25 protein-coding genes and 1 tRNA gene are annotated in these 23,704 nt (G+C 46.5%); 8 read left to right on the top strand and 18 right to left on the bottom strand.

Annotated features, from left to right (window positions below; translation table 11 throughout):
* Positions 1–7: 7 nt before the first annotated feature.
* Entirely contained in the window at positions 8–682 is a 675-nt protein-coding gene (locus tag B0G85_RS00370) for a DNA-3-methyladenine glycosylase family protein (RefSeq protein ID WP_232725876.1), read from the bottom strand.
* Between the two features lie 104 nt (positions 683–786).
* Positions 787–2,211, bottom strand: coding sequence for a cysteine--tRNA ligase (gene cysS, locus B0G85_RS00365; protein WP_100378475.1), 1,425 nt, complete (start codon positions 2,209–2,211; stop codon positions 787–789).
* Positions 2,212–2,367: 156 nt separating this feature from the next.
* Here cysS and B0G85_RS00360 point away from each other — a divergent pair, with 156 nt between their 5' ends.
* The 3 genes from B0G85_RS00360 (at position 2,368) to B0G85_RS00350 (ending at position 4,517) form a co-directional block, all read left to right on the top strand.
* The gene (locus B0G85_RS00360) at positions 2,368–3,150 is read left to right on the top strand and encodes a tetratricopeptide repeat protein (protein ID WP_198508659.1); all 783 of its coding nucleotides are present in this window, start codon (positions 2,368–2,370) and stop codon (positions 3,148–3,150) included.
* Positions 3,151–3,228: 78 nt separating this feature from the next.
* Positions 3,229–3,732, top strand: coding sequence for a peptidylprolyl isomerase (locus B0G85_RS00355; protein ID WP_100378473.1), 504 nt, complete (start codon positions 3,229–3,231; stop codon positions 3,730–3,732).
* Positions 3,729–4,517: a UDP-2,3-diacylglucosamine diphosphatase gene (locus tag B0G85_RS00350; RefSeq protein ID WP_100378472.1), complete on the top strand. Its 789-nt coding sequence runs from the start codon at positions 3,729–3,731 to the stop codon at positions 4,515–4,517. Before B0G85_RS00355 ends, B0G85_RS00350 begins: the two co-directional genes overlap by 4 nt.
* A 24-nt stretch (positions 4,518–4,541) precedes the next feature.
* Here B0G85_RS00350 and B0G85_RS00345 read toward each other — a convergent pair whose 3' ends face one another.
* Positions 4,542–5,330 carry an inositol monophosphatase family protein gene (locus tag B0G85_RS00345; RefSeq protein WP_100379117.1) on the bottom strand — a complete coding sequence of 263 codons (789 nt, stop codon included), beginning with the start codon at positions 5,328–5,330 and terminating at the stop codon, positions 4,542–4,544.
* A 129-nt stretch (positions 5,331–5,459) separates the two neighbouring features.
* Here B0G85_RS00345 and B0G85_RS00340 point away from each other — a divergent pair, with 129 nt between their 5' ends.
* Together B0G85_RS00340 and cysE are read left to right on the top strand one after the other, a co-directional pair.
* Positions 5,460–6,209, top strand: a complete 750-nt coding sequence (locus tag B0G85_RS00340; protein WP_100378471.1) for an RNA methyltransferase — start codon at positions 5,460–5,462, stop codon at positions 6,207–6,209.
* Between the two features lie 24 nt (positions 6,210–6,233).
* Positions 6,234–6,998, top strand: a complete 765-nt coding sequence (gene cysE, locus B0G85_RS00335) for a serine O-acetyltransferase (RefSeq protein WP_100378470.1) — start codon at positions 6,234–6,236, stop codon at positions 6,996–6,998.
* A 74-nt stretch (positions 6,999–7,072) separates the two neighbouring features.
* On the opposite strand, the gene B0G85_RS00330 is transcribed toward cysE, so the two are convergent.
* Positions 7,073–7,714 carry an FKBP-type peptidyl-prolyl cis-trans isomerase gene (locus B0G85_RS00330; protein WP_232725875.1) on the bottom strand — a complete coding sequence of 214 codons (642 nt, stop codon included), beginning with the start codon at positions 7,712–7,714 and terminating at the stop codon, positions 7,073–7,075.
* 44 nt (positions 7,715–7,758) lie between these two features.
* Between B0G85_RS00330 and B0G85_RS00325 the strand changes: the two genes are divergently transcribed.
* Positions 7,759–9,012: a cupin domain-containing protein gene (locus B0G85_RS00325; RefSeq protein ID WP_100378468.1), complete on the top strand. Its 1,254-nt coding sequence runs from the start codon at positions 7,759–7,761 to the stop codon at positions 9,010–9,012.
* Positions 9,013–9,100: 88 nt separating this feature from the next.
* Positions 9,101–9,283, top strand: a complete 183-nt coding sequence (locus B0G85_RS00320) for a hypothetical protein (RefSeq protein ID WP_100378467.1) — start codon at positions 9,101–9,103, stop codon at positions 9,281–9,283.
* A gap of 70 nt (positions 9,284–9,353) precedes the next feature.
* On the opposite strand, the gene bamC is transcribed toward B0G85_RS00320, so the two are convergent.
* The 9 genes from bamC to B0G85_RS00275 all read right to left on the bottom strand — a co-directional run bounded on the left by bamC (position 9,354) and on the right by B0G85_RS00275 (position 20,905).
* Positions 9,354–10,490: an NlpB/DapX family lipoprotein gene (bamC, locus tag B0G85_RS00315; protein ID WP_232725874.1), complete on the bottom strand. Its 1,137-nt coding sequence runs from the start codon at positions 10,488–10,490 to the stop codon at positions 9,354–9,356.
* Between the two features lie 8 nt (positions 10,491–10,498).
* The gene (gene dapA, locus B0G85_RS00310; RefSeq protein WP_100379116.1) at positions 10,499–11,371 is read right to left on the bottom strand and encodes a 4-hydroxy-tetrahydrodipicolinate synthase; all 873 of its coding nucleotides are present in this window, start codon (positions 11,369–11,371) and stop codon (positions 10,499–10,501) included.
* Between the two features lie 198 nt (positions 11,372–11,569).
* On the bottom strand, positions 11,570–12,103 hold the full coding sequence (locus B0G85_RS00305) for a class I SAM-dependent methyltransferase (RefSeq protein WP_100378465.1): 534 nt from the start codon (positions 12,101–12,103) through the stop codon (positions 11,570–11,572).
* Positions 12,104–12,125: 22 nt separating this feature from the next.
* A complete protein-coding gene (locus tag B0G85_RS00300) occupies positions 12,126–13,328 on the bottom strand; it encodes a tryptophan--tRNA ligase (protein WP_100378464.1) in 1,203 nt (400 codons plus the stop codon).
* A gap of 51 nt (positions 13,329–13,379) precedes the next feature.
* Complete coding sequence (locus tag B0G85_RS00295) at positions 13,380–14,228, bottom strand: 3',5'-nucleoside bisphosphate phosphatase (protein ID WP_100378463.1); 849 nt, start codon at positions 14,226–14,228, stop codon at positions 13,380–13,382.
* An 8-nt stretch (positions 14,229–14,236) separates the two neighbouring features.
* Positions 14,237–15,340, bottom strand: a complete 1,104-nt coding sequence (gene zapE / locus B0G85_RS00290; protein WP_100378462.1) for a cell division protein ZapE — start codon at positions 15,338–15,340, stop codon at positions 14,237–14,239.
* Complete coding sequence (lpdA, locus tag B0G85_RS00285; protein ID WP_100378461.1) at positions 15,341–16,777, bottom strand: dihydrolipoyl dehydrogenase; 1,437 nt, start codon at positions 16,775–16,777, stop codon at positions 15,341–15,343.
* A 12-nt stretch (positions 16,778–16,789) separates the two neighbouring features.
* Positions 16,790–18,004 (bottom strand): 2-oxoglutarate dehydrogenase complex dihydrolipoyllysine-residue succinyltransferase, encoded by a 1,215-nt coding sequence (gene odhB / locus B0G85_RS00280; RefSeq protein WP_100378460.1) that lies wholly within the window; start codon positions 18,002–18,004, stop codon positions 16,790–16,792.
* Positions 18,005–18,046: 42 nt separating this feature from the next.
* Positions 18,047–20,905, bottom strand: a complete 2,859-nt coding sequence (locus tag B0G85_RS00275) for a 2-oxoglutarate dehydrogenase E1 component (protein ID WP_100378459.1) — start codon at positions 20,903–20,905, stop codon at positions 18,047–18,049.
* A 308-nt stretch (positions 20,906–21,213) separates the two neighbouring features.
* Here B0G85_RS00275 and B0G85_RS00270 point away from each other — a divergent pair, with 308 nt between their 5' ends.
* Positions 21,214–21,915, top strand: coding sequence for an excisionase family DNA-binding protein (locus tag B0G85_RS00270; protein WP_100378458.1), 702 nt, complete (start codon positions 21,214–21,216; stop codon positions 21,913–21,915).
* Positions 21,916–21,987: 72 nt separating this feature from the next.
* Here B0G85_RS00270 and B0G85_RS00265 read toward each other — a convergent pair whose 3' ends face one another.
* The 5 genes from B0G85_RS00265 to B0G85_RS00245 all read right to left on the bottom strand — a co-directional run bounded on the left by B0G85_RS00265 (position 21,988) and on the right by B0G85_RS00245 (position 23,648).
* Positions 21,988–22,272 carry an H-NS histone family protein gene (locus B0G85_RS00265; protein WP_100378457.1) on the bottom strand — a complete coding sequence of 95 codons (285 nt, stop codon included), beginning with the start codon at positions 22,270–22,272 and terminating at the stop codon, positions 21,988–21,990.
* 192 nt (positions 22,273–22,464) lie between these two features.
* Positions 22,465–22,863, bottom strand: coding sequence for a PaaI family thioesterase (locus B0G85_RS00260; protein WP_100379115.1), 399 nt, complete (start codon positions 22,861–22,863; stop codon positions 22,465–22,467).
* Between the two features lie 31 nt (positions 22,864–22,894).
* Positions 22,895–22,971 (bottom strand) — tRNA-Pro (locus tag B0G85_RS00255).
* 25 nt (positions 22,972–22,996) lie between these two features.
* Positions 22,997–23,347 carry a MerR family transcriptional regulator gene (locus B0G85_RS00250; protein ID WP_100378456.1) on the bottom strand — a complete coding sequence of 117 codons (351 nt, stop codon included), beginning with the start codon at positions 23,345–23,347 and terminating at the stop codon, positions 22,997–22,999.
* Entirely contained in the window at positions 23,325–23,648 is a 324-nt protein-coding gene (locus B0G85_RS00245) for an integration host factor subunit alpha (RefSeq protein WP_100378455.1), read from the bottom strand. The genes B0G85_RS00250 and B0G85_RS00245 overlap by 23 nt, the downstream gene beginning before the upstream one ends.
* Positions 23,649–23,704: the final 56 nt, after the last annotated feature.

Below are 23,704 nucleotides of genomic sequence, written 5' to 3'. Positions count from 1 at the left end.
CTTGATTTTAATGGTCTACGGGCACGGGGTCGAGACTTCTCCACATATACCATGTGGCAACCGTGCGCCAAGGAGCCCAATTTGCCGCTACTTCACGAGCCTCATGCCTACTAACAGGCTCCCCACTGAAGTAATTGAGAGAAATAGCCTTAATTAAGCCCGCATCATCTAAAGGGAGAATATTGGGCCGTACTAGATTAAAAATGAGGAACATTTCTGCTGTCCAGCGACCTACCCCCCGAATGGCGCTTAACTCCTTAATGATGGCCTCGTCCTCCATGCCCTTCCATTGACCGGCATGCAACTGGCCAGAATCAAAATGCGCAGCCAAATCACGTATGTATTCCACCTTACGGCCAGACAGACCACAGGCACGCAAATTCTCAATAGGCAATGCAAGAATCGTCTTGGGGCTGACTTTGTTTTTCAGGGCAATGAGCACTTTATTCCAAACCGATTGAGCCGCCACCACTGAAATTTGCTGTCCAACAATAGATCTGGCTAATGTCAAAAAAGCGTCGCCACGAGTCCTCAAAAATCCAGGGCCAATTTTAGGAATTAACTTTTTAAGGATGCGGTCTTGCTTCATTAGCTCAGTACAGGCCTGCTCCCAATATTCTGGGGCGATTTCCTCCAAGAATGCAGTAGCTGCCCCAATATCGATGATTGCTACTTGAGTCAAAATAAATTCATTGTTTGTCGTTAGTCGTTTGTTTTTGTTTGTTGTTTATTGTTTATTGTTTGTTATTGTCTTTTCATTTATTACTCACCACCCATAGCGATTTATTAGCTTCTGCGCCACTCAGTGACGCCACCAGGCTTATCCTCCAGTACTACACCCTGCTCTAGCAAAGTCTTTCGAATGAGGTCTGACTTCGAAAAATCTTTCGCTTGCTTAGCCGCTAACCGTGCTGCAATCTGCTCTTCAATCAATTCATTTGTTAGGCCACTCTCGTGGCTGGGAACGGTAGATTGTAAAAACGATGTTGGGTCTCGCTGAAGAAAATTTAAGGTCGCTGCTAATGTTTTTAAGGTACTTGCTAGTTGAATTTTTTCCGCACCCTCTGCACGATTCACTTCAGTAGCAAGGTCAAACAAGGCTGCAATGGCTTCAGAAGTATTGAAGTCATCATTCATCGCACTAGAAAAACGTTTTACTAAGGCAGAGTTAGGATCCAAAAGGATAACCTGAGCTGGTGAAGCTTGTAGCAAAGCGGTATACAAGCGAACTAAGCCGGCACGCGCTTCTTCTAACTGTACATCGCTATAGTTAATAGGGCTGCGATAATGGGCGCGCAATATAAAAAAGCGGAGTACCTCTGGATCAAAGCGCGTTAAAACATCCCGAATTAAGAAAAAATTACCCAATGATTTGGACATCTTTTCTTCATTGACTCGGATGTGGCCGTTGTGCATCCAGTAATTTACAAAGGGCTGGTCCGCAGCAGTATGTTGTTGACCATATAGGGCACCTTCGCTTTGCGCAATTTCATTTTCGTGATGAGGGAACTGTAAATCAGCGCCACCGCCATGAATATCAAAATGCTTACCAAGCAAGTCACATGACATCGCAGAACACTCAATATGCCAGCCCGGGCGACCCTCACCCCAAGGAGAATTCCAGCGCGTATCTGCTGGCTCTTCTGGCTTGGCACTTTTCCAAAGAACAAAGTCCAGCGGGTCTCTTTTGACACCACCAACCGCAACCCGCTCACCGGCATTTAACTCATCAATCGATTTACCAGACAGACGACCATATTCTGGAAATAAACGCACGGCAAAGTTCACATCGCCATCCTCCGCTTGGTAGGCCAGCTCTTTTTCGATGAGCTTGCCAATCATGCCCTGCATTTGCGCAATAAAGTCAGTAGCCCGAGGCTCCTCATCGGGGTAGATGAGGCCTAACGCATCTGAATCGGCATGCATGGCATCAATAAAACGCTGCGTTAGGGCGGCAATGGGCTCCCCATTTTCAATTGCCCGCTTAATGATCTTATCGTCTATATCCGTAATGTTGCGAACATACGTTACCTCAAAGCCGGTAGCCCTAAGCCACCGTACCACCATATCAAATACGATCATCACCCGGGCGTGACCTATGTGACAAAAGTCATAAACCGTCATGCCACAGACGTAAATCTTGACCTTGCCAGGCTCGATAGGCTTAAAGACCTGTTTTGAACGACTCAGAGTGTTATAGATTTGCAGCATAGGGGGGCTTTAAAGGGGCAAGTGTTGCTAATTTGTTAGACTGAGCGCTGAGTATATCTAATGAGTCCGTTTCTTACCCCATCTCCTATGCCAGCCAACCCCCTTGCTAAGACTCTAACTAGCCGTACCACCCTATTGAGGGTCTTAAGCTACGCCATGCTGACTTTTCTACTTGGTGCTTGCAGTACTCCAGGCCAGCAGCTGGCGGATGCGGAAATTAAGGCGCTCAATAGTATGAATGTGGCTTCTGCAACTTCTGCAGCCAATACTTCCAGCACTGCTGGGGCACAAGTGGAGCGCCCAGCTCCCTATATTGGCTCATATGGACCGAATGACCCGCCCAGAATGACGTCAAATAGCTCTGGGTATGACCCATTCAACTCCGAGCTTTCGGACTCTATTGGCGTCCCCTTTTTGTCCTTTTTGATCATAGAACCTGATCCAGTGACCAAGAATGGCGTTCCAGCAGACATTGAAAGGCTAGTCAAAGCCAAGCAATACCCTGAGGCTATAGAGCTCATCAATCAACGCCTTAAAAAGACTCCTGGTAATGTGCAGTTACGCTATGTAAAAGCCCGCATGCAAATTGAAATGCAGCAGTGGGAACCAGCGAAAAAAACATTAATTGAAATTACTCAGCAATTTCCTGAATTACCAGAGCCTTACAACAATTTAGCGGCTTTGGCCGCAAATCAAAAGAATTGGATTGAGGCACGAGACTATTTAGAGCTTGCCCTCAAATTAAGGCCCAGCTATGTAATTGCGTCTGCAAATTTAGGTGAGGTGTACATACGCCTTGGTGCACAGGCATATGACAATGCTGCAAAAGACGCGCCAATTAATCAACGCCAATACAGCAACAAAGCAAAAGCCCTATTGGAAATTCTCAAGCCTCCTAAGAAGCCTGTGCAAACGAATATTGCCCCTATTGCAAAATAAATATTGAAACTAAACTCCATACAGCACTTACTGCTAACTACTCACCAACTCCCAACCAATCAGAAAGTAAATTCAATCATGGCTAAAGTCTTACTCAAAACCAATCATGGTGATATCACCCTTACTTTAGATGCTGTCAAAGCACCTAAAAGTGTTGCTAATTTTTTACAGTACGTTAAAAGTGGCCACTATGATGGGACTATCTTCCATCGCGTTATTGATAATTTTATGATTCAGGGTGGCGGTATGAGCCCAGGTATGAAAGAAAAATCTTCTGGCGCCTCTATTGAAAATGAGGCTAACAATGGCCTCAAAAATGAGCGCGGTACAGTAGCAATGGCACGTACTAGCGACCCGCATTCAGCAACAGCTCAGTTCTTTATTAACGTCAATGACAATGACTTTCTAAACCATACGGCACCAAATGCCCAGGGTTGGGGCTATGCTGTTTTTGGCAAAGTAACTGATGGCTTGGACATCGTTGATAAGATCCGCAAAGTAAAAACTGCTAGCTCTGGTTTTCATCAGGATGTTCCAGCGGAAGATGTACTGATTGAGAAGGCAACTGTTCTCGAAGAATGATCGCGCAATACGCGAGCGCTCTGCTCATCTCTGATCTACACCTCACTCCATCGATGCCTTTAACGGCGCAACGCTTTTTCGACTTTTGTGAAAAAGAGGCGCCAAAAGTAGAGGCGGTGTTTATTATGGGTGATTTATTTGAGTATTGGGTTGGCGATGATGCAGCGTTGCACTCTCCGTTTCAATTAGAGGTGCAGCGTGCGCTCGCAACGCTTTCGACTAAAGTGAAAACGTATTACCTCCACGGCAACCGTGACTTTTTGATTGGTAAGCAATTTCTCAGTAGAACGGGTTTGACTCTACTATCAGACCCTAGCAAGGTAAAGATTGCTGGACATGACTACGTTTTGTGTCATGGGGACTCTCTGTGCACTGCGGATGTAGGCTATCAAGTATTTAGAACCTGGGTTCGTAAGCCATGGGTTCAGAAGTTATTTTTAGCAATGCCACTGAATTGGCGTCGCTCAATCGCCAATCACTTACGCAGTAATAGCGGCATACAGTACCAACGTAGCGCTCAACAGTCTTCAGAGTTTGCGCGAATGAAAACTAATGTAACGCTCGCGGCCTGCGCTGCGGTTTTGAGAGACCAAAATACAGACCGGTTGATACATGGCCATACCCACTTACCTGCGCATCATCAAGAAAACCTAGATGCCCAAACGTGGCAACGTTGGGTATTATCGGATTGGGATCTAGATCACCCAGAAAGTACGCTCCCTAGAGCAAGTGCTCTGCAGATTGACAAGGCAGGTTTGCGCTACGTGAGCCTTGTCAAAGCCTAATCTAGTTTAGGGTCTAATGAATCTCTAGCAATTAGAGTATTTGGATAGGCATTGCACCATCTGAGCAAAAATACGCGGATTAGCGCACATCACTTCGCCGCTTTGCAAGAACCCCTCTTCGCCGCGGTAGTTGCCAATCAATCCGCCAGCTTCCGTGAGCAACAGCGCGCCCGCCGCCATATCCCATGGCTTAAGATCACTCTCAAAAAATCCATCGTAGCGACCAGCCGCAACATAGGCTAAGTCCAAAGATGCTGCACCAGGGCGGCGTAAGCCAGCACACTGGCGCGACATATCGGCGAAGATCTCTAAATATTTCTCTAAGTCTTGATCTTCACGATAGGGGAAGCCTGTGCCAAGCAAGCAATTAAATAAACGGTCTTGAGTGGCTACACGTAAACGCCGACGATCTAAGTAGGCGCCAGCACCACGAGTGGCTGTAAACAACTCATCACGGGTTGGATCGTAAACAACTGCCTGTTGAGTTACGCCATTAACGGACAGTGCAATGGACACTGCATACTGCGGAAAGCCATGAATGAAGTTGGTGGTGCCATCTAGCGGATCAATAATCCAAACATTCTCCGCCTCAATGTTTTGAGCGCCCGTCTCTTCTGCTAAAAATCCGTGCGTAGGATAAGCTTCGCTCAACGTCTCGATGATGGCTGCTTCAGCCTGTCTGTCCACCTCAGTTACGAAATCATTATGTTGTTTACGGTCAACCTGAAGGCGCTCTAAATTAAGAGAAGCTCTATTAATCACGGTTCCGGCACGACGGGCAGCCTTAACGGCCACATTTAACATGGGATGCATAGTTTTGATGGACAAATTAAATAAGAACAAGCTCACCAGATTGCGAACTGCGTGACAATATGGAGCTAACACCCTGATTCTAAACGATCGTCTCCCAAGTCCTCACTAAATACGATAAGCTCGCCCTCTATGAATGCAAACCAAGCTCAACTCTTACGCTGGGTCCTTGTCCAGACTAGTCATCCCGGAAATGTGGGTTCAGCAGCGCGTGCATTAAAAACAATGGGATTTGGTGATCTACGTCTAGTTGACCCCAAGATACCGGGTGTTGCCCATCAAGCAGAAGCAATTGCGCTTGCCAGTGGTGCAGGCGATGTTTTAGGGGCCTGTCAAGAATCTCTATCACTGGAATCCAGTGTTCAAGAATGCTCCCTAGTATTGGGGCTTACTAGCCGTGATCGTGAATTTGGTCCGCCCGCCCTAGACTGGAATGCAGCACGCCTGTTGGTCGGGGCCGCAATTCAGGGTGGGCAAAAGGTAGCCTTACTATTTGGCCCAGAGCGGACTGGGCTAGACAACCAGCATTTATCGCTGTGCACGCACAGAGTTTGGCTAGATGCCAATCCGCTCTACCCCTCTTTAAATCTCGCTCAAGCGGTCATGGTCTGCGCCTACACCCTAAGGGAGACCTTGGGCAATAAACTCACTGAAAGCGATATCAGCGTAGATTTAAAGGGTTATGCAGACCCTGCAGCTGTAGCTGCGATGCTAGATCACCTGAAAGAGGGTCTTGAGTCCATTGGCTATCTTGACCCTGCCAACCCTAAAAAGCTCATGCCACGCCTGCAAGCCCTATTCGCTAGAAGTCGTCTTCATAAGGAAGAGATTGACCTACTACGCGGTATTGCCAAGCAAATGCTCCTTAAGAAATCTGCCTAGACGTTTGCCGTTAAAATTGGGTATATGTTTAATTCACTTTTCGACCAAGTCGACTCCATCATTGTTCGTGATCCTGCGGCCCGCAATCGTCTTGAGGTCATTACCTGCTACCCAGGTTTACATGCTGTTTGGATTCACCGGATTTCACATGCCCTTTGGAATGCCGGTCTTAAATGGATTGCTCGTTTACTGTCAATGCTGGCCCGCTTTATTACAGGCATTGAAATTCATCCAGGTGCGATCATCGGTCGTCGCGTTTTTTTAGATCATGGCTTAGGTATCGTCATTGGTGAAACCACTGAAATCGGTGATGACTGCACCATCTATCAGGGCGTTACGCTGGGCGGAACCTCCCTTTACAAAGGCGTCAAACGTCACCCCACATTAGGCAAAGGTGTTGTGATCAGCGCTGGTGCAAAAGTATTAGGTGGATTTACTGTCGGCGATGGTGCCAGGGTTGGATCCAATGCAGTCGTGCTCAAAGAAATCCCTGCTGGGGCTACTGCTGTTGGAATACCAGCCCGTGTCTTGCACCCAGATTTACCGCAGATTGCCAGCGCTGATAGCAAGGCAAAAGAATATTTCTCTGCTTATGGTGTGACGCCCAATGTAGATGACCCAGTATCGATGGCTCTGAAAGGTTTGATTGATGCCACCCTCGAGCAAGAGGCAAAGATCGTAGCACTTGAAAAAGCGTTGGCTAGATTAAGCAATACACCACAAAATATAGGGGTTACCAGCGACACCCAACGTGATCTGGGCGCCTTGAAGGAATGGCTTAAGGAATGATGAGAATTACTAGGGATTACAAAAAATAATCAAGGAATAAAGAAATCGATCTATAGTTAGCTCTACAGACCAATTCAATGCAATGTTGGGTTAGCGCCACCTAAATGCGTTTGATGAGCACAGCTATCTCCACCAACTTCATCACCCTCGTCACCATCACCATCATCATCATCATCGAGATGAGGCATACCAAACGCAAACCCCTGGCCACTTTCGGGATAGCGATTTTCAATCTCTTCTTCTGTTGCCGCACGGATATCTTCTACCTGCACCCAGAAGCGTAAGGCCATGCCTGCGAGTGGATGGTTGCCATCCAAAATCACTTGGCTATCAGCAACATCCGTTACGGTGTAAATCAAGGCATCATCATCCAGAGTGCTCTCTTGCCTCTCCCCGTCTTCGTCCGCATCCCCCTCTTGAGCGTCGGGAACGCCCTCAAATTGCATGCCCACCTCGAGTGGCTCAGGGAAGCGGCCGCGGGGTTCAATCTTGAGTAATTCAGGGTCGTATTCACCAAAGGCTTCACTAGGCTCCAACTGAATACTGGCTTCATATCCAATATCCTGACCATCCAACAAGGACTCAATCTTCGGAAAAGTACCCTCGTAACCGCCGTGCAGGTATACCATCGGGGAGTCCGGCTCCTCGATAACATTATTCTGGGCATCCGTTAATTTATAACGTAGAGATACAACAGTGTTTTTTTCGATCTTCATGCGCAATTCATTCAACATAGTGTTTTAGATAGCTTTTTACATTTATGACTGCATTTTACTTGAGCAATCCCTATCAGCCGCCTCAGGCACCACAAACCCTTCCGCTAGAGCTGCCCTGGGCTTTATTGGGCAATATGAGCCCAGTACAGTTCATGAAAACCCACTGGCATAAAAAGCCCTTGCTGGTTCGTGGCGCCATCCCCGCTTTCAAGCTAGCCAACATAGCTGGTAATCCGCTGCAAAGCCCCATTTCAGCTGAGACACTCATTAAATTGGCGGGCGATGATGCCGTCCAATCCAGGCTAATCCAAGCTAAACCCTGGCGCTTTATTGAGGGCCCATTTAAGAAAAAAGATATCCCCACTTCGAAGGCGCGTCACTGGACCCTCCTACTTCAGGGCATGGAGGCACAGCATCCTGCCGCTGCAACAGTCTTGTCATGGTTTCGATTTATCCCAGATGCCCGTTTAGACGATCTCATGATTAGTCTTGCCAGCATAGGCGGTGGCGTTGGCCCACACTTCGACTCTTACGATGTATTTTTAATTCAAATGTCTGGACGAAGGCGCTGGCGCATCTCAGATCAATCTGACTTGAGCCTCAAGCCAAAAATGCCCCTTAAAATATTACAAAACTTTCAGGCTCAGCAAGAATGGGATTTAGAGCCGGGAGACATGCTGTATCTTCCGCCTCAAGTTGCCCACGATGGCATCGCGTTAGACGCAGGATGTCAAACCTGGTCGGTGGGGTTCCGCTCACCAAGTTATAAAGAGCTCTTACAAGAGGGCTTGTGGCGTCTTGCGGAGTCACTCGAAGAGATCCCTGGGCTAGCTAAACACTTTGCCGATCCAAAACAAGCGGCAAGCAATAAAGCCCAGGAGCTTCCCCATGAAATGACAGAGCAACTCGGGCGCAAACTTAAAGAGTTACGGTTAGATCAGATTGATACATTCCTACCCGGAATCACTGCCTACTTAAGCGAACCAAAACCTCAGGCCATTTTTGATGGCTCGTCGTCCAATCTGACCCCCGCTCAATTTTCAGTCGCACTATCCAAATTCGTATTAGTGCCCCACCCCCAAACACGACTGCTGACACTCAAAAAATGTGTTTTTTGCAATGGCGAGGAAATGACTGGCAAGCAAACGCTGGCAACCCAAAAAGCCTGGCAGTGCATTGCTGCAAAAAAATCTCTCAATAAGGTCCAAATTGACGCAATAAATACTGAAAATAGTCTTTATCAGGCCTATCAGGATGGCTGGTTAATATTTGAGGGTTTTGCTCCAGGTTGGCTATAATCAATCATGGGATGTACTTAAGGGGTTTCCCTTTGCATTTCATGGATCCATTACCGGTAATTAATATTTTTTAAAGAGGAAATTACAAATGAAGAAATCACTAGCCCTAGTAGCAATGTTAGCAATCGTTTTGGCAGCTTGCGGTAAGAAAGAAGAAGCTAAGCCAGTTGAAGCTGCTCCAATGGCACCTGCTGCTGCTCCTGCTGCTGATGCACCTGCTGCTGCTCCTGCTGTACCTGCTGCTGCTCCTGCTGCTGACGCTAAGAAGTAATCTTCTCTTTGAAGAGAAAAAGCCGCTGAAAAGCGGCTTTTTTATTACCCTAATTTTGAGAACGCTGAACCTACCTAGACAACTGCTCTGTTAATAACGTTAGTAGTTGTAGACCAGCGGCGGTATTTTCAGGCTTTCCATCTGCATCCTGTACGTAGACGCTAGCGCTATTTTCACCAGTAGATTTGACGACCACACTGTATTTTTTCGCTTTCAAGCTTGAGTCATCTTTGCTGCTAAAGAGATTCGTAAAGAATCCTTTGGTATCACCGAGATCTTTTGGATTGACATAGCGAACGTAGTAAACACCATTTGTGCGATTGCGATCTTCCACGGTAAAGTTAGAGCGATCTAGCGCTAGCCCAGTGTCACGCCATGCGCGATCAAAACTAGCAGCAATAACAATGTGAGCCGTGTTTACACCCTCTTGAACCAACTTAGCCTTCGGTGTCTTTGGACCCAATGGAGCAGCCACTTGAGCTTTAGCCTGCTCTTGCGTCATTCCCAATCGCTCCATTAAGCGCGCCAAAAAGACAGCTTCAAGTTCTGGGTCGTTTGGACGAGCCGTCCAAATTGTAGAAATACAAGCACCCGTCGAATCTGTTGTACATTTTTCAATAGCGCCACGCTGAGTAATATAAATCTCTGTTTCGCCAGGCTTACTAACTTCTAGACGGGTTTTATATTTATCGCGCTCGCCGGTATCGTAAATGGAATCTAATGCACTACCAACGATTGAACGAATGAAGTCCTGAGAAATCTTAGCGCGATTCTCAGCCCAGTCCGTCTCCATAATGCCGGTTGATGGTGAATCCGTTACCAACAGAAAACCATTTTCCTGCCAAAAATCCTTTACCTGTGGGTAGAGTTCAGGCGCGGGCTTCTCAACAACTAACCAACGACGCTCACCATCACGTGCAATCCGCATTCCGGGAATACCGGTCATGACATTCTTGCGAGTCTGGACTGATTTTTTTACTGCCGCATTGTATTCAGACATCGTTGCAGAACCGTCTTGAACAATATAGCGGCGATCTGCCTGAGAGGTAATGAGATCTGGTGGATACGATAAATTAGGACCGCGAACTGCCCCAGCCGACTTGTAGTCAACCGTATCGTTTGAAGTAACTGTTTTGCATCCAACTAAAACGAAGGTTGCAGTAGCAAGAATCAAGGATGCTGCGCAGTAGCGGCGCAAAGATTGCATAAAATTAATCATAGTAAGCCGGCCTGTTTCATTGCAATCTTTAAAGGTTCACGCAAGGAAACGCTTAAAGGGGTTAAGGGTAAACGAATACCTGAAGTGATCTTACCCATTTCATGGAGTGCCCATTTGACGGGAATTGGGTTTGCTTCAGTGAACATGGCTCTATGAACGTCCAGTAATTGGTATTGAATAGCGCGTGTTTTGATGACGTCATCTGACATCGCAGCACAACATAATTCATGCATGAGGCGCGGAGCAATATTGGCAGTCACCGAAATATTGCCTTTACCGCCCATCAGCATCAACATGGCAGCACTCAAATCGTCACCCGAAAATACAGCAAAATCTTCATGACCAGCCCGTTTTAAATCCGCTAGCAAAAGGGTGCCTCGCTCCATACTGCCGGTGGCATCTTTAATACCAATAATCCCAGGGACTCCCGCTAAGCGGACTGTAGTCTCACCAGCTAAGTCGGCTACGGTTCTGCCGGGCACGTTGTACAGCATCACCGGAAGATCGACCGCTTCAGCAATTTTTTTGAAGTGGGCATACATACCCTCTTGCGTTGGCTTGTTGTAATAAGGAACTACCTGCAAGCTGGCATCTGCTCCGACTGACTTTGCAAATTGCGTCAGTGCAATAGCCTCAGCAGTTGAGTTTCCGCCCGTGCCCGCAATAACAGGAATACGCCCTGCGATGTGCTCGACTGTGACCTGAATTAATTCACAATGCTCATCAACCGACACTGTTGGGGATTCACCGCTAGTACCTACAATCACAATGCCATCAGAGCCCTCTGCAACATGCCAGTCCAATAAAGAACGTAGGGCGGGAAAATCTAGGCTGCCATCCTCATGCATTGGAGTCACTATCGCAGGCATGCTTCCAGCGATGGGCTTTTTACTACCTTGAGCTTGTGTTGTATTTGTCACCAAGTGGTTACCAATTGTGCGTTAGTTGGATCTCAGTGCATTGACTGCACTACCTTGAAATTGTAACGGAATGCGCCCTTTTTACTATTGTTTTGATAATCCCCTAACTTGACCGCAACTAGGCTTTAACTAGGCTTTGGCTACCCTTCAGTTGCCCTTCAGCTGCCCTTTTACAGCACAGATACGCTGAACCATGGCTGGTTTAGGCTCTTCAAGACGAATATCCTCATAGCCGAGTACCCTTAGGTCATGTTGGGCGGCAAGAACCAGCAATTCACCAGGATTTAAAAGAAAATCAGGGTTAGATGGCTTGCCAAATTGGGCATTACCCTGGGCAAAGGTTTCGTAGATCAGAATACCCCCATCAAGAAGCATCTGCGGTAATCTATTTAAATAGGGACGGTAAAGGTAATTAGTAACCACGATAGCGGAAAACATCCGCCCCTCTAAAGGCCAGATCTCCCCTTCTAAATCCATCTTTAAGAATTCAATGAAGGAGGTGTTAAATATATCTGCTGAAGGGATATTTTGATCCACCGCCAAAACGGAGTGCCCCATAGAGGCCAACAAACCACTATGGCGACCAGACCCGCAAGCCAAATCCAACACCGCCCCTGAATCAGAAATCAGGGGCGCATAACGTCTTACCCATGCGGATGAATCCAGGATTACGTCATGCATCAGAGGAGCCTGTAACACCCACTCAATCGTAAGCTAGGCCCATCGACTCACGGACCTCGCGCATAGTTTCTTGGGCAACCTTGCGTGCCTTATCGCTACCATCAGCAATGATGGAACGCAACAAGCTTGGATCATCCAAATACATCTGCGCACGCTCAAACATCGGTTGCTGCTCAGCCAGAATAGCGTCAATCACGGGTTGCTTACACTCTAGGCAACCAATACCAGCTGACTGACATTCTTTTTGCACCCAAGCTTTCGTATCTTCGTCGGAGTAGACCGTATGCAATTGCCATACAGGGCACCGTGCCGGATCTCCTGGATCAGTTCTACGCACGCGGGCTGGATCAGTAGGCATCGTTCGAATAGAGCGAGTCACTTCTTCTGGCTTTTCACGAATATCAATCGTATTGCCATACGACTTAGACATTTTTTGACCGTCAATACCAGGCATCCGCGAAGCTGAAGTAAGTAAGGCTTGCGGCTCAGGAAGAATGATCTTTCGAGCACCCTCCAAGAAACCAAACAATCTTTCGCGATCTGCCATAGAGAGGCTTTGGGCATCCTGCAGCAAAGCTTTGGCTTGTTCTAAAGCCTCATCATCTCCGCGCTCCTGAAATGCCACCCGCAATTCTGCATACATTTTTGCACGCTTACTGCCTAATTTTTTTACCGCCTCAAGCGACTTTTCCTCAAAGCCAGGTTCACGGCCATACAGATAGTTAAAACGCCGCGCTACCTCACGCGTCATCTCTACGTGCGGCACTTGATCTTCTCCAACGGGAACAAACTGTGCACGGTAAATTAAAATATCAGCGGCCTGCAGCAAGGGGTAACCCAAGAAACCGTAGGTTTGCAGGTCTTTTTCTTTTAGCTTTTCAATTTGATCTTTGTAGGTCGGCACACGCTCAAGCCAACCTAATGGCGTACCCATCGCCAAAAGCAAAAATAGTTCTGAATGCTCAGGTACCTTACTTTGTATAAATAAAGTTGCTTGATTGGGATCCACACCACAAGCAAGCCAGTCAATCACCATATCCCATACGGATTGCTCAATCACATCAGGGGTTTCGTAGTGAGTGGTGAGCGCATGCCAGTCAGCCACAAAAAAGAAACAGGGATACTCAGACTGCAGTCGCACCCAGTTCTTTAAGACACCGTGGTAGTGACCTAAGTGTAAATGGCCCGTAGGTCGCATGCCAGAGAGAACGCGTTCAGCAAACATCTTAATATCTATTCTTTAAGGGTAAGGGCAAGTTTGGAAATATATCAGAGCTTAATGAAACAGTGACCATACCGGCGTTAAATGATCGGGCAAATGGGGCAACGTACCAAGATCAATATAACTTTCTTTAGGATCATGAAAGTCGGATCCGCGAGAAGCTAAAAATCCATAGTGCTGGGCAATCTTGCCATAGGTTTGATATTGACTTGGACTGTGGCTACCGGTAATAACTTCAATAGCTAGGCCACCGATTTCCTTAAAGTGCTTATAGAGCTCATCCATCTGCATAGCACTCAACTTATAGCGGCCGGGGTGAGCAATCACAGCAACACCACCTGCTTCGGTAATCCAAGCAACAGCATCGTCCAAGGTTGCCCAAACATGAGGTACATAGCCGGGCTTGCCATCGATGAGGTAGTTTTTAAATACCTGCTCAGTATTGCGACAAACCCCCTGCTCCACTAAAAAACGGGCGAAGTGAGTACGCGAAATCAGATCATGATTGCCAGCAAAAACCAGAGCGCCCTCATAAGCTCCAGGGATGCCCACTTTCAATAATTGCTCGGCCATCAGCTTGGCTCGATTACTGCGTCCATCCCGCGTCCGCCGCAATCCCTCCAAAATACCAGCATGGAATGCATCAATTCCCAGGCCCACAATATGTATTGTTTGACCCATCCAGCTAACTGAAATCTCCACGCCCGAAACATATTGCATGCCCAGTACGCTAGCGGCACTGCGTGCCCTCTCCTGTCCGCCTAGCTCATCGTGATCAGTTAATGCCCACAAATGCACTCCATTGGCATGGGCTCGCTCTGCCAGCGCCTCAGGCGTTAACGTACCATCTGACACCACAGAGTGGCAGTGCAAGTCAGCGTTCAGACTGGAAAATGAGTTCATGTCCTATTTTAGGTCAAGCTGGCGTCAATTACCCGACGAGGCGCATCTAAATAATCTCGAGACTGCATTTCAATCAACCTAGACACGGTTCTAGAAAACTCACTGATAATTTGGCCTTCAGTGTACAAATCGACCGCAGGGACCTCTGCAGAGATGATTAATTTGATCTTATGGTCATACAGGACATCAATTAACCATATAAAACGGCGCGCTTCATTCGTCTTACTCATAGGCATATAGGACACTTCAGATAGGATTACTGTATGGAACAGTTTGGCAATCTCTAGATAATCATTTTGAGAGCGGGGACCACAACAGAGTGTCTGAAAGTCAAACCACACCACCCCCTCGGCCATATGTAGAGGCCTTAGTTCTCGAGACTCAATACGCAACACCGGTCTTTTTGTCTCTTTCTGATTGCCAATAAGCCGCTGAAACATCTGCATTAACGCCAGATGTGTTCCTGAATTTAACGGAGTCAGGTAAGCTTGCACTTGGGCCATCTGCAATTTACGGTAGTCGCTGCCAGCGTCGACGTTCAGTACATCCAACTGTTCTTCTAATAATTTAATTGCTGGCAACAAACGATCGCGGTGCAAGCCATTTGGATAAAGCTGGCTAGGTGCGTAATTGGATGTCATCACAAATTGAACACGATCTTTAAATAGTGCCGTCAACAAGCGATACAAAATCATCGCATCAGCAATATCGTTTATGTGAAATTCATCAAAACAAATGAGGCGATAACGCTCAGCAATGCGTTTGGAGAGTTCATCTAATGGATCAGCCATGCCAGATAACTCATGCAATTCTCGATGGACCTCGCGCATGAATTCATGAAAGTGAATCCGGATCTTCTTTTCTAAAGGAGAGGCGGCAAAAAAACAATCCATCAGGAAAGACTTACCCCGACCCACCCCACCCCACAAATAAATACCGCGGGGAAGTCTTGGCTTAAAGAATTTCTTTTTTAAACTATTGCTACGAATTTCTTTGTAAGCAATCCACTCATCTTCACAGTGCTGTAAGCGCTCAATAGCAACAAGCTGCGCGGGATCGCTTTGATACCCGCGCGCTATTAATTCTTGATGGTAGTACTCTAATGCTTTCAATTACATATTTAATGCACGTGAGTCCGTTGCCAATGCTGCTTCGCGCATCACTTCCGACAAGCTCGGATGTGGATGACAAATACGGGCGATGTCTTCAGCAGCAGCCTTAAATTCCATTGCTACAGCAGCCTCCGCAATTAAATCAGATGCATTTGCACCAATAATATGTACCCCTAAGATTTCATCTGTTTTGGCATCGGCCAATATTTTGACAAAGCCATCAGAGCGATCCATTCCTAAAGCCCGGCCATTCGCAGCAAATGGGAACTGACCCGCTTTATAAGCGATGCCGGCCTCGGTTAATTGCTGCTCAGTTTTCCCTACCCAGGCAATTTCTGGATCGGTATAAATTACCCAAGGAATACAGTTGTAATCAATATGGGGCTTTTGACCAGCAATCACCTCAGCAACTAAAACACCCTCATCTTCGGCCTTATGTGCCAACATCGGGCCACGAACTACGTCGCCTACTGCGTACACACCAGGCGCCGCGGTTTGACAGGTGTGATCATCGACAGGAATAAAACCGCGCTCATCTACCTTCAGACCAATGTGATCTAAACCTAACTTATCCGTATTGGGCACACGACCAACTGAAATAATTAAGCGGTCACACTCTAATTTCTGAGCTTTACCAGCACTATCTGTGTAGTGAACCACCACCCCTTTTTTATCAGCCTTGACTTCGCCGATCTTAACGCCTAAGTTGATATTTAAACCTTGCTTGGTAAACAGCTTGAGCGCTTCTTTGGCAACGCCTTGATCAACGGCGCCCAAAAATGTTGGTAAACCCTCCAGAATAGTAACTTCTGAACCTACGCGTCGCCATACTGAGCCAAGCTCAAGACCAATGACACCGGCACCAATCACGCCTAATTTTTTTGGAATCGAATCAAATTTTAATCCGCCTTCGTTATCGCTGATGAGGACGTTATCCACAGGAATATTAGGCAAATGGCGCGCCTTTGATCCGGTGGCAATAATGACATTTTTAGCGATGACTACCGACTGCTCTTTACCATCAATCTGCACCTGATAACCATCAACACTCTTAGGAAGAAATGAAGCGTGCCCTTTGAGGAGGGTAATTTTATTTTTGCGAAATAAAAACTGAATACCAGCTGTCATCTTGCTCACAATTGCATCTTTACGCGCAATCATTTTGTTTGAATCTAACTTAACAGAGCCAACAGTAATGCCATGATCAGCTACATGGTGACTAATTTTTTCAAACTCTTCAGATGAGGCGAGCAAGGCTTTAGAAGGAATGCAGCCAACGTTTAAGCAAGTGCCGCCCAGGCGTACATCGCCCTTTGGATCATCGTAGGCATTGGATTCTGCACAGGCTACCTTAAAACCCAACTGAGCTGCACGGATAGCAGCAATGTAGCCGCCAGGACCACCACCAATAACTAAAACATCAAATGATTGACTCATGATTTTTCCTTCTTACAAGTCAAGCAAGAGGCGTGAAGGATCTTCTAAAGCATCCTTCATTGCAACTAAACCCAGCACCGCTTCACGACCATCAATAATGCGATGGTCATAAGACAAAGCCAAATAATTAATTGGGCGAATCACAATCTGCCCATTCTCAACTACGGCACGCTCTTTGGTCGCATGAATGCCCAAAATAGCGGATTGCGGTGGATTAATAATAGGCGTAGACAGCATTGAGCCAAATACACCGCCATTAGAAATTGAGAAGGTACCACCGGTTAAGTCTTCGATAGACAACTTACCATCACGTGCTTTTGCGCCGTACTCGGCAATTTTTTTCTCAATGTCTGCTAGGTTCATTTGATCAACGTCACGCAAAATGGGGACTACTAAACCGCGCGGTGAACTTACTGCGATACCAATATCAAAATAACCGTGGTACACGATATCGTTACCATCGACTGAGGCATTCAGTAGTGGGAACTTCTTTAATGCGTGCGTGGCTGCCTTCACAAAAAAGGACATAAAGCCCAACTTCACGCCATGCACTTTTTCAAATTGATCTTTGTACTTATTGCGCATTGCAATAACAGGGGCCATGTTAACCTCATTAAATGTGGTCAAGATGGCGTTGTTTGCCTGGGACTCTAACAAACGTTCAGCAATACGAGCGCGCAAACGACTCATGGGTACACGCTCTTCTGGGCGGTCGCCCAATGGCAATGCAGCCATGGGTAATGCTGCTGATTTTGTGCCGCCGGCTACTGCACTAATTACATCCCCTTTGGTAATCCGACCATCCCGGCCAGTGCCTGCAACTTGGGCAGCGCTGACATTACTTTCTGCCATTAACTTGGCAGCTGAAGGGGCAGCAGGTGCGGCTACTTTAGCAGCGGGAGCAACGGCTGCAGCTGGAGCTGGAGCTGGCGCTGCTTTTGCTGTAGGCGCGGTGGAAGCTGCTGCTGGAGCAGCTGAGGCTACTGCAGTACTGTCGATCTTTGCAATTAATTGCTCAGCAATAACAGTGTCACCATCACCCATCAGAATCTCAGTGATCACACCAGCGGACGGAGCAGGAACTTCCATAACCACCTTATCAGTTTCAATTTCAATCAAGATCTCATCTTGACTAACAGCATCGCCTACTTTCTTTTTCCATTGCAACAAAGTAGCTTCTGCTACGGACTCAGAGAGTTGGGGAACTTTAACTTCGAAAATGGCCATGAGGAATCCTATTAAATGTTTTGTGATGGATGATGTCTACGATTACTTCGTAATGACATAACCCTTAAGTTTTGCAAATGCTGCTGTAAGAAGTGACTTTTGTTGTTCTTGGTGAAGGTGAGCATATCCGCATGCAGGAGAAGCAGATGCAGGACGACCCGCATAAGCCATCTTCATTCCTTCAGACATATTCTCTAAAATATTATGCTGAACGAAGAACCAGGCACCTTGGTTTTGCGGCTCATCCTGACACCACACTACTTCCGCTAGTTTTGGATACTTCTTCATCTCCGCTGCTAAGGCTTTGTGAGGGAATGGATATAACTGCTCCAGACGAATAATCGCAACTTCGTTTTGTTTTTTCTCTACACGTGCTTTAGCTAGATCGTAGAAAACCTTACCCGAACACATAATTAAGCGCGTAACTTCTTTGGCATCAATTGCAGCATCTCGTTCAGGCAGAATCGTTTGAAAGCCACCCTTGGTAAATTCAATTAACGGTGATGCCGCTTCCTTATTACGAAGCAACGATTTTGGTGTCATCAAAATCAATGGCTTGCGAAATTGACGAATCATCTGACGTCGCAGCACATGGAAAATCTGTGCCGCAGTTGTTGGCTGAATCACTTGCATGTTTGTATCAGCACACAACTGCATAAAACGCTCCAAGCGCGCGGAGGAATGCTCTGGGCCTTGCCCCTCATAACCGTGAGGTAACATCATCACTAGACCATTTGCACGGCCCCACTTCACTTCACCAGAGGCAATAAATTGATCAATAACTACTTGGGCACCGTTTGCGAAATCACCAAACTGCGCTTCCCAAATAGTTAGTGTGTTTGGCTCTGCAGCTGCGTACCCATATTCAAAGCCGAGTACCGCCTCCTCTGACAGAATCGAGTCAATCACCACAAATGGCGCCTGATCCTTTGCTATATGGCGCAGAGGAATATAGATACCAGAATCCCACTTTTCTCGATTCTGGTTGTGCAAAACAGCATGCCGATGGGTAAAAGTTCCGCGACCACTATCTTCACCAGATAGGCGTACTGGGTAACCACTAGCCACCAAGGACGCGAAAGCCATGTGCTCTCCCATACCCCAATCGATATTGGCCTCGCCCCTTCCCATGGCGGAGCGGTCTTTCAACACCTTCTCAACCAATGGGTGTACTTTAAATCCTTCGCGAACTGAGGTCACTCTCTCGGCCAATCGCTTCCACTCTGTTAGCGGAATGGCAGTATCGGCCTCGTCAGTCCACTTTTTATTTAAAAATGGGGACCAATCAATCGCAAACTTTCCTTTGAAGTTACTCAATACTGGGTCTGAGGTTTGTTTACCGGCATCCATTGCTGCGCGATATTCCTTGACCATCAAATCGCCAGTACCTGCAGGCAGTACACCTTGAGCCTCTAACTTATCGGCATAGAGTTTGCGAGTACCTGGATGGGCGGCGATGATTTTGTACATCAATGGCTGAGTCATCGCAGGGGTATCTTGCTCGTTATGCCCCAGCTTTCTGAAGCACACAATGTCAATCGCCACATCTTTATGAAATTGACTGCGGAACTCGACCGCTAGTTTAGTTGCCAATACCACCGCCTCAGGATCATCGCCGTTGACATGCAATACCGGCGCATCAATCACTTTCATGATATCAGTGCAATAAAGGCTAGAGCGTAAATCGCGCGGATCGGAGGTTGTAAAGCCAATTTGGTTATTAATCACTATATGGATAGTGCCGCCAGTGGAGTAACCCCGCACCTCGGCCATCATCAGCGTTTCCTGCATGACGCCCTGCCCAGCAATTGCGGCATCACCATGCACCAATACTGGCAAGACATGCTCACCCAGTAGATCGCCGCGACGCTCCATACGGGCTCGCGCAGATCCCTCAACTACTGGGTTTACGATTTCTAAATGCGATGGATTAAAAGCCAATGACAGATGCACTGGGCCCGCTGCTGTCGAGATGTCACTTGAAAAACCTTGGTGGTATTTCACATCACCAGCAGGCAGTGTTTCTGGGCCCTTATGCTCAAACTCTGCAAATAAATCCGTCGGCATTTTGCCCAGGGTATTTACAAGCACGTTAAGGCGGCCACGGTGTGCCATGCCAATAACAATCTCCTGCACGCCCTTTGCAGCTGCTTCACTAATTAACTCATCCATACAGGCAATGAAACTCTCACCACCCTCCAAAGAAAATCGTTTCTGGCCAACATACTTTGCTTGCAAGTAACGCTCTAAGCCTTCAGCAGCAGTAACACGATCGAGAATGACGCGCTTTTGCTCAACATTAAAGTGCCCTGTTGAGCGAATAGATTCTAATTTTTCTTGCCACCATTTTTTGATCTTCTGGTCGGCAATAAACATGTACTCTGCACCCAAGGTGCCGCAGTACGTTTCTCGCAAGGCTTGCAGTAGATCCCGCAAGGACATTTGATTCTTGCCAAAAAAAGTGTTGCTGGTATTAAAGACGATATCCATATCGCCATCAGTAAAGCCATAAAAAGCAGGATCCAGCTCAGGAATGTCTGGGCGCTCTTGGCGCTTCAAGGGATCAATGTCAGCCCAACGATTACCAACGTTGCGATAAGCGGCAATGAGCTGCTGAACTGCAACTCGCTTACGACCCATTTCTGAATCTGCGGAATCTGCTGAAACTGTTCTTATAGGTCCTTGCTTGGCTCGCTCAGCAAAAGAGGCGACGATAGGCGCGTGGGCAATATCCACCCTAGACGAGCCATCAGCCGCTGGAACCTGCTTCACATTATCAAAATAGTCTCGCCAGTGATCTGCCACCGAAGCAGGATCGTGCAAGTAGGATTCGTAGAGTTCCTCTACGTAGGGTGCGTTTCCGCCGAAGAGATAGGAACTATCTCTTTGATCCTGCATCATGATGCTCACCTTTCATCGGGTTTCCCGAATCAAAACTGTGGTTATAACCATTCACCCTACGGCTTCACCGCCGAGCGAATTGATCTGTGCGAATTCAAATAGTACCCATCTAATTTAACACGATTAACCTTGGCCAGATAAAGGACTTTTCATAGCTTGGCGGGATAAAAGGCAAATTCCCCTTCATATTCATCTAAATAAGAATTTTCCTACCTAGGTTTAAGTACCTCCCGACAGATTCTCTCAAAGTTGATTCGTATTCTCTAAATCTTCAAATGAATTAATAAGTTTAAGGAAACCAAGAGTATATGAAAGCAATCACCCCAGAAATGGAGTATTTGAGTACCCGTCAAAGCGCTCAGGTTTTGCAGGTCTCCCTTGGAACCGTTCAGAAAATGGTTGAATTGGGGGAATTAATCGCCTGGAAAACACGTGGCGGGCATCGCCGAATCCTAGCAAGCTCTTTAGATCAGCAATTAGCCCGTCGAAAACGGTCTATGCGTCAAAAAACTACTCAAAACTGTATCGCCATGGGAATATTCAGAAGAGTAGAAAACAGTCATGATTTACTAGAATCTATGCAGTTATGGCAACTCAAGGTAGATATGGAGGTCTCCATTGATAGCCTTGAAGGCTTAATGAAAGCCGTTTCTATCACCCCGGACTTAATCTTTCTGGATGCCTTAATACCGCCAGTTGAACAGGTTCATTTAATTCATTATCTGAGCAAAAACAATGACACGCAGCGTATTCCTATTTTAGTAGATGAAGGTTTTATTAAGCTTCACCCCGGAGTGATGGGCTTAGCAGATGAAAATACGATTGGCATGAAATCGAAATACCCGGAAATACTTCAAGAAGAGCTGGAAAATGGCTTAATTGATCAAAACCCATTGATTATTGGCTATCCAGCAACCAACCCTGAAATGGAGACATCGCTGGGCGGAAGCCAACGATACCGACTACTAGAGCATCTCTTTATTGACGCCCTCAGTAAAAAGTGTAACTAGTAGCAATAAAGGCCGATTCGTTTTTACCAATCGGCCCATTATTTTTTAAATAAATTGATTTAATTCAATAGCTTAAATCAGAAAGCTACTGCGATCTCTACCTTCAATCCACTTAGGAGCCTTACCTCGACCAGTCCAGGTATCGCCGGTATTGGGATTGCGGTACTTTGGGGCAACCTTGCCGCCCGGGTCACGAGAACCTGATTTACGGCTAAACAAATCTGACGCTGTCAGTTTATATTGGTCAATAATCAGCTTGGCCTTTGCAATGCCATCTGCCTTTTCATGGGCAATAGCCTCTTTAATCTGCTTATCTAATTGTTCACGTTGAGCTAGAAGGTCTTGATAGGATGACATGGTTAATATTTTTCCAATAATAAATGTTATGAACAAGTAATCCATGAGAATTACTGATATTTATTATAAATCGATATTAAATAATGAGCAATAAAGTTGATATTTCTAAAAAACCTTTTCTAAACAAAGGTTAATAGATAAAATAGATTATATAATCATTATAAATAATATATTTAATACCACTGTTTAAGGCTACTTTCTGAGCATAAAGGTGCCACTAGATTTAGCGGTAACCTCACCAGCCTCGTTCAAAACAACAGCCTCACAATAATGAATCGTCTTGCCAGACTTGAGGACGCTGCCCTGCACAATAATTTTTCCTACGCTGGGACGCAAGAAACTAACGTTCATATCAATAGTCATGGCTCCTAGGGGCTCATTTGAGACGCTCCTAGCTGCAGCACCCATTGCAAAATCTAATAGAGTCATCACTACACCACCATGGGCAATATGAAAGCTGTTCTCGAACTCGGGCTTGATTTCCAGGCTTATCTGGGATTTACCACCTGCTGCAAATTCAGGAACTACCCCTAAATGCGCCAAGAAAGGAATATTAAGACCAAAATAGAGCGTGTTTGGAGTTGAGTCCATGAGCATTGGATTTCCATAAATCAGAAGAAAATGGTCGGGGCGAGAGGATTTGAACCTCCGACCACATGCACCCCATGCATGTACGCTACCAGGCTGCGCTACGCCCCGACGGAATAGAAAATTGTATCAGCAACTATTGGGACAGAATTTGCAACACCGCTTGAAGTTCATCGCGCAAGCGTAACTCCCCTCGAGCCTCTTCAAGGCGATTACGTGCACCGCTGATAGTAAAGCCCTCTTCATATAAAAGTGCCCTAATCTTGCGGATTAGAACGACTTCATGATGCTGATAGTAGCGACGATTACCACGGCGCTTTTGCGGGCTTAGCTGGGAAAACTCCTGCTCCCAGTAACGCAAAACGTGTGACCGGACTCCGCAAAGGTCAGCTACTTCACCTATTGTGAAATATCGCTTAGCCGGAATAGGCGGAAGTTGTGAGCTCAGCAATGCCGAGCCAGCCTCAAATAGGGTTTTGTCTAGCATGTGACTCCACTACATCCTTCAGTTTTTGACTAGCGTGGAATGTCACTACACGACGGGCTGCAATCGGAATCATCTCACCTGTTTTGGGATTTCTGCCTGGACGGGCAGACTTATTTCGCAGCTGAAAATTACCAAACCCAGAGATTTTTACTTCCACACCAGCCTCAAGGGACTGGCCAATATGATCAAAAAAAGCGTCAATCATATCTTTAGCTTCTCGCTTATTCAGGCCAACCTGATCAAAGAGCGCTTCCGATAGCTCATTTTTAGTAACCGTATCGTTGATGGCTAATTCAGTCATGCTGTCACTCTTTTCGTGCGATATTTACTACTAATTATTTGAATAAAACTGAGATA

It is taken from the genome of Polynucleobacter brandtiae, from assembly GCF_002797575.1.
GTDB lineage: Bacteria > Pseudomonadota > Gammaproteobacteria > Burkholderiales > Burkholderiaceae > Polynucleobacter > Polynucleobacter brandtiae.
This window is presented reverse-complemented; position numbering and strand designations above follow the sequence as displayed.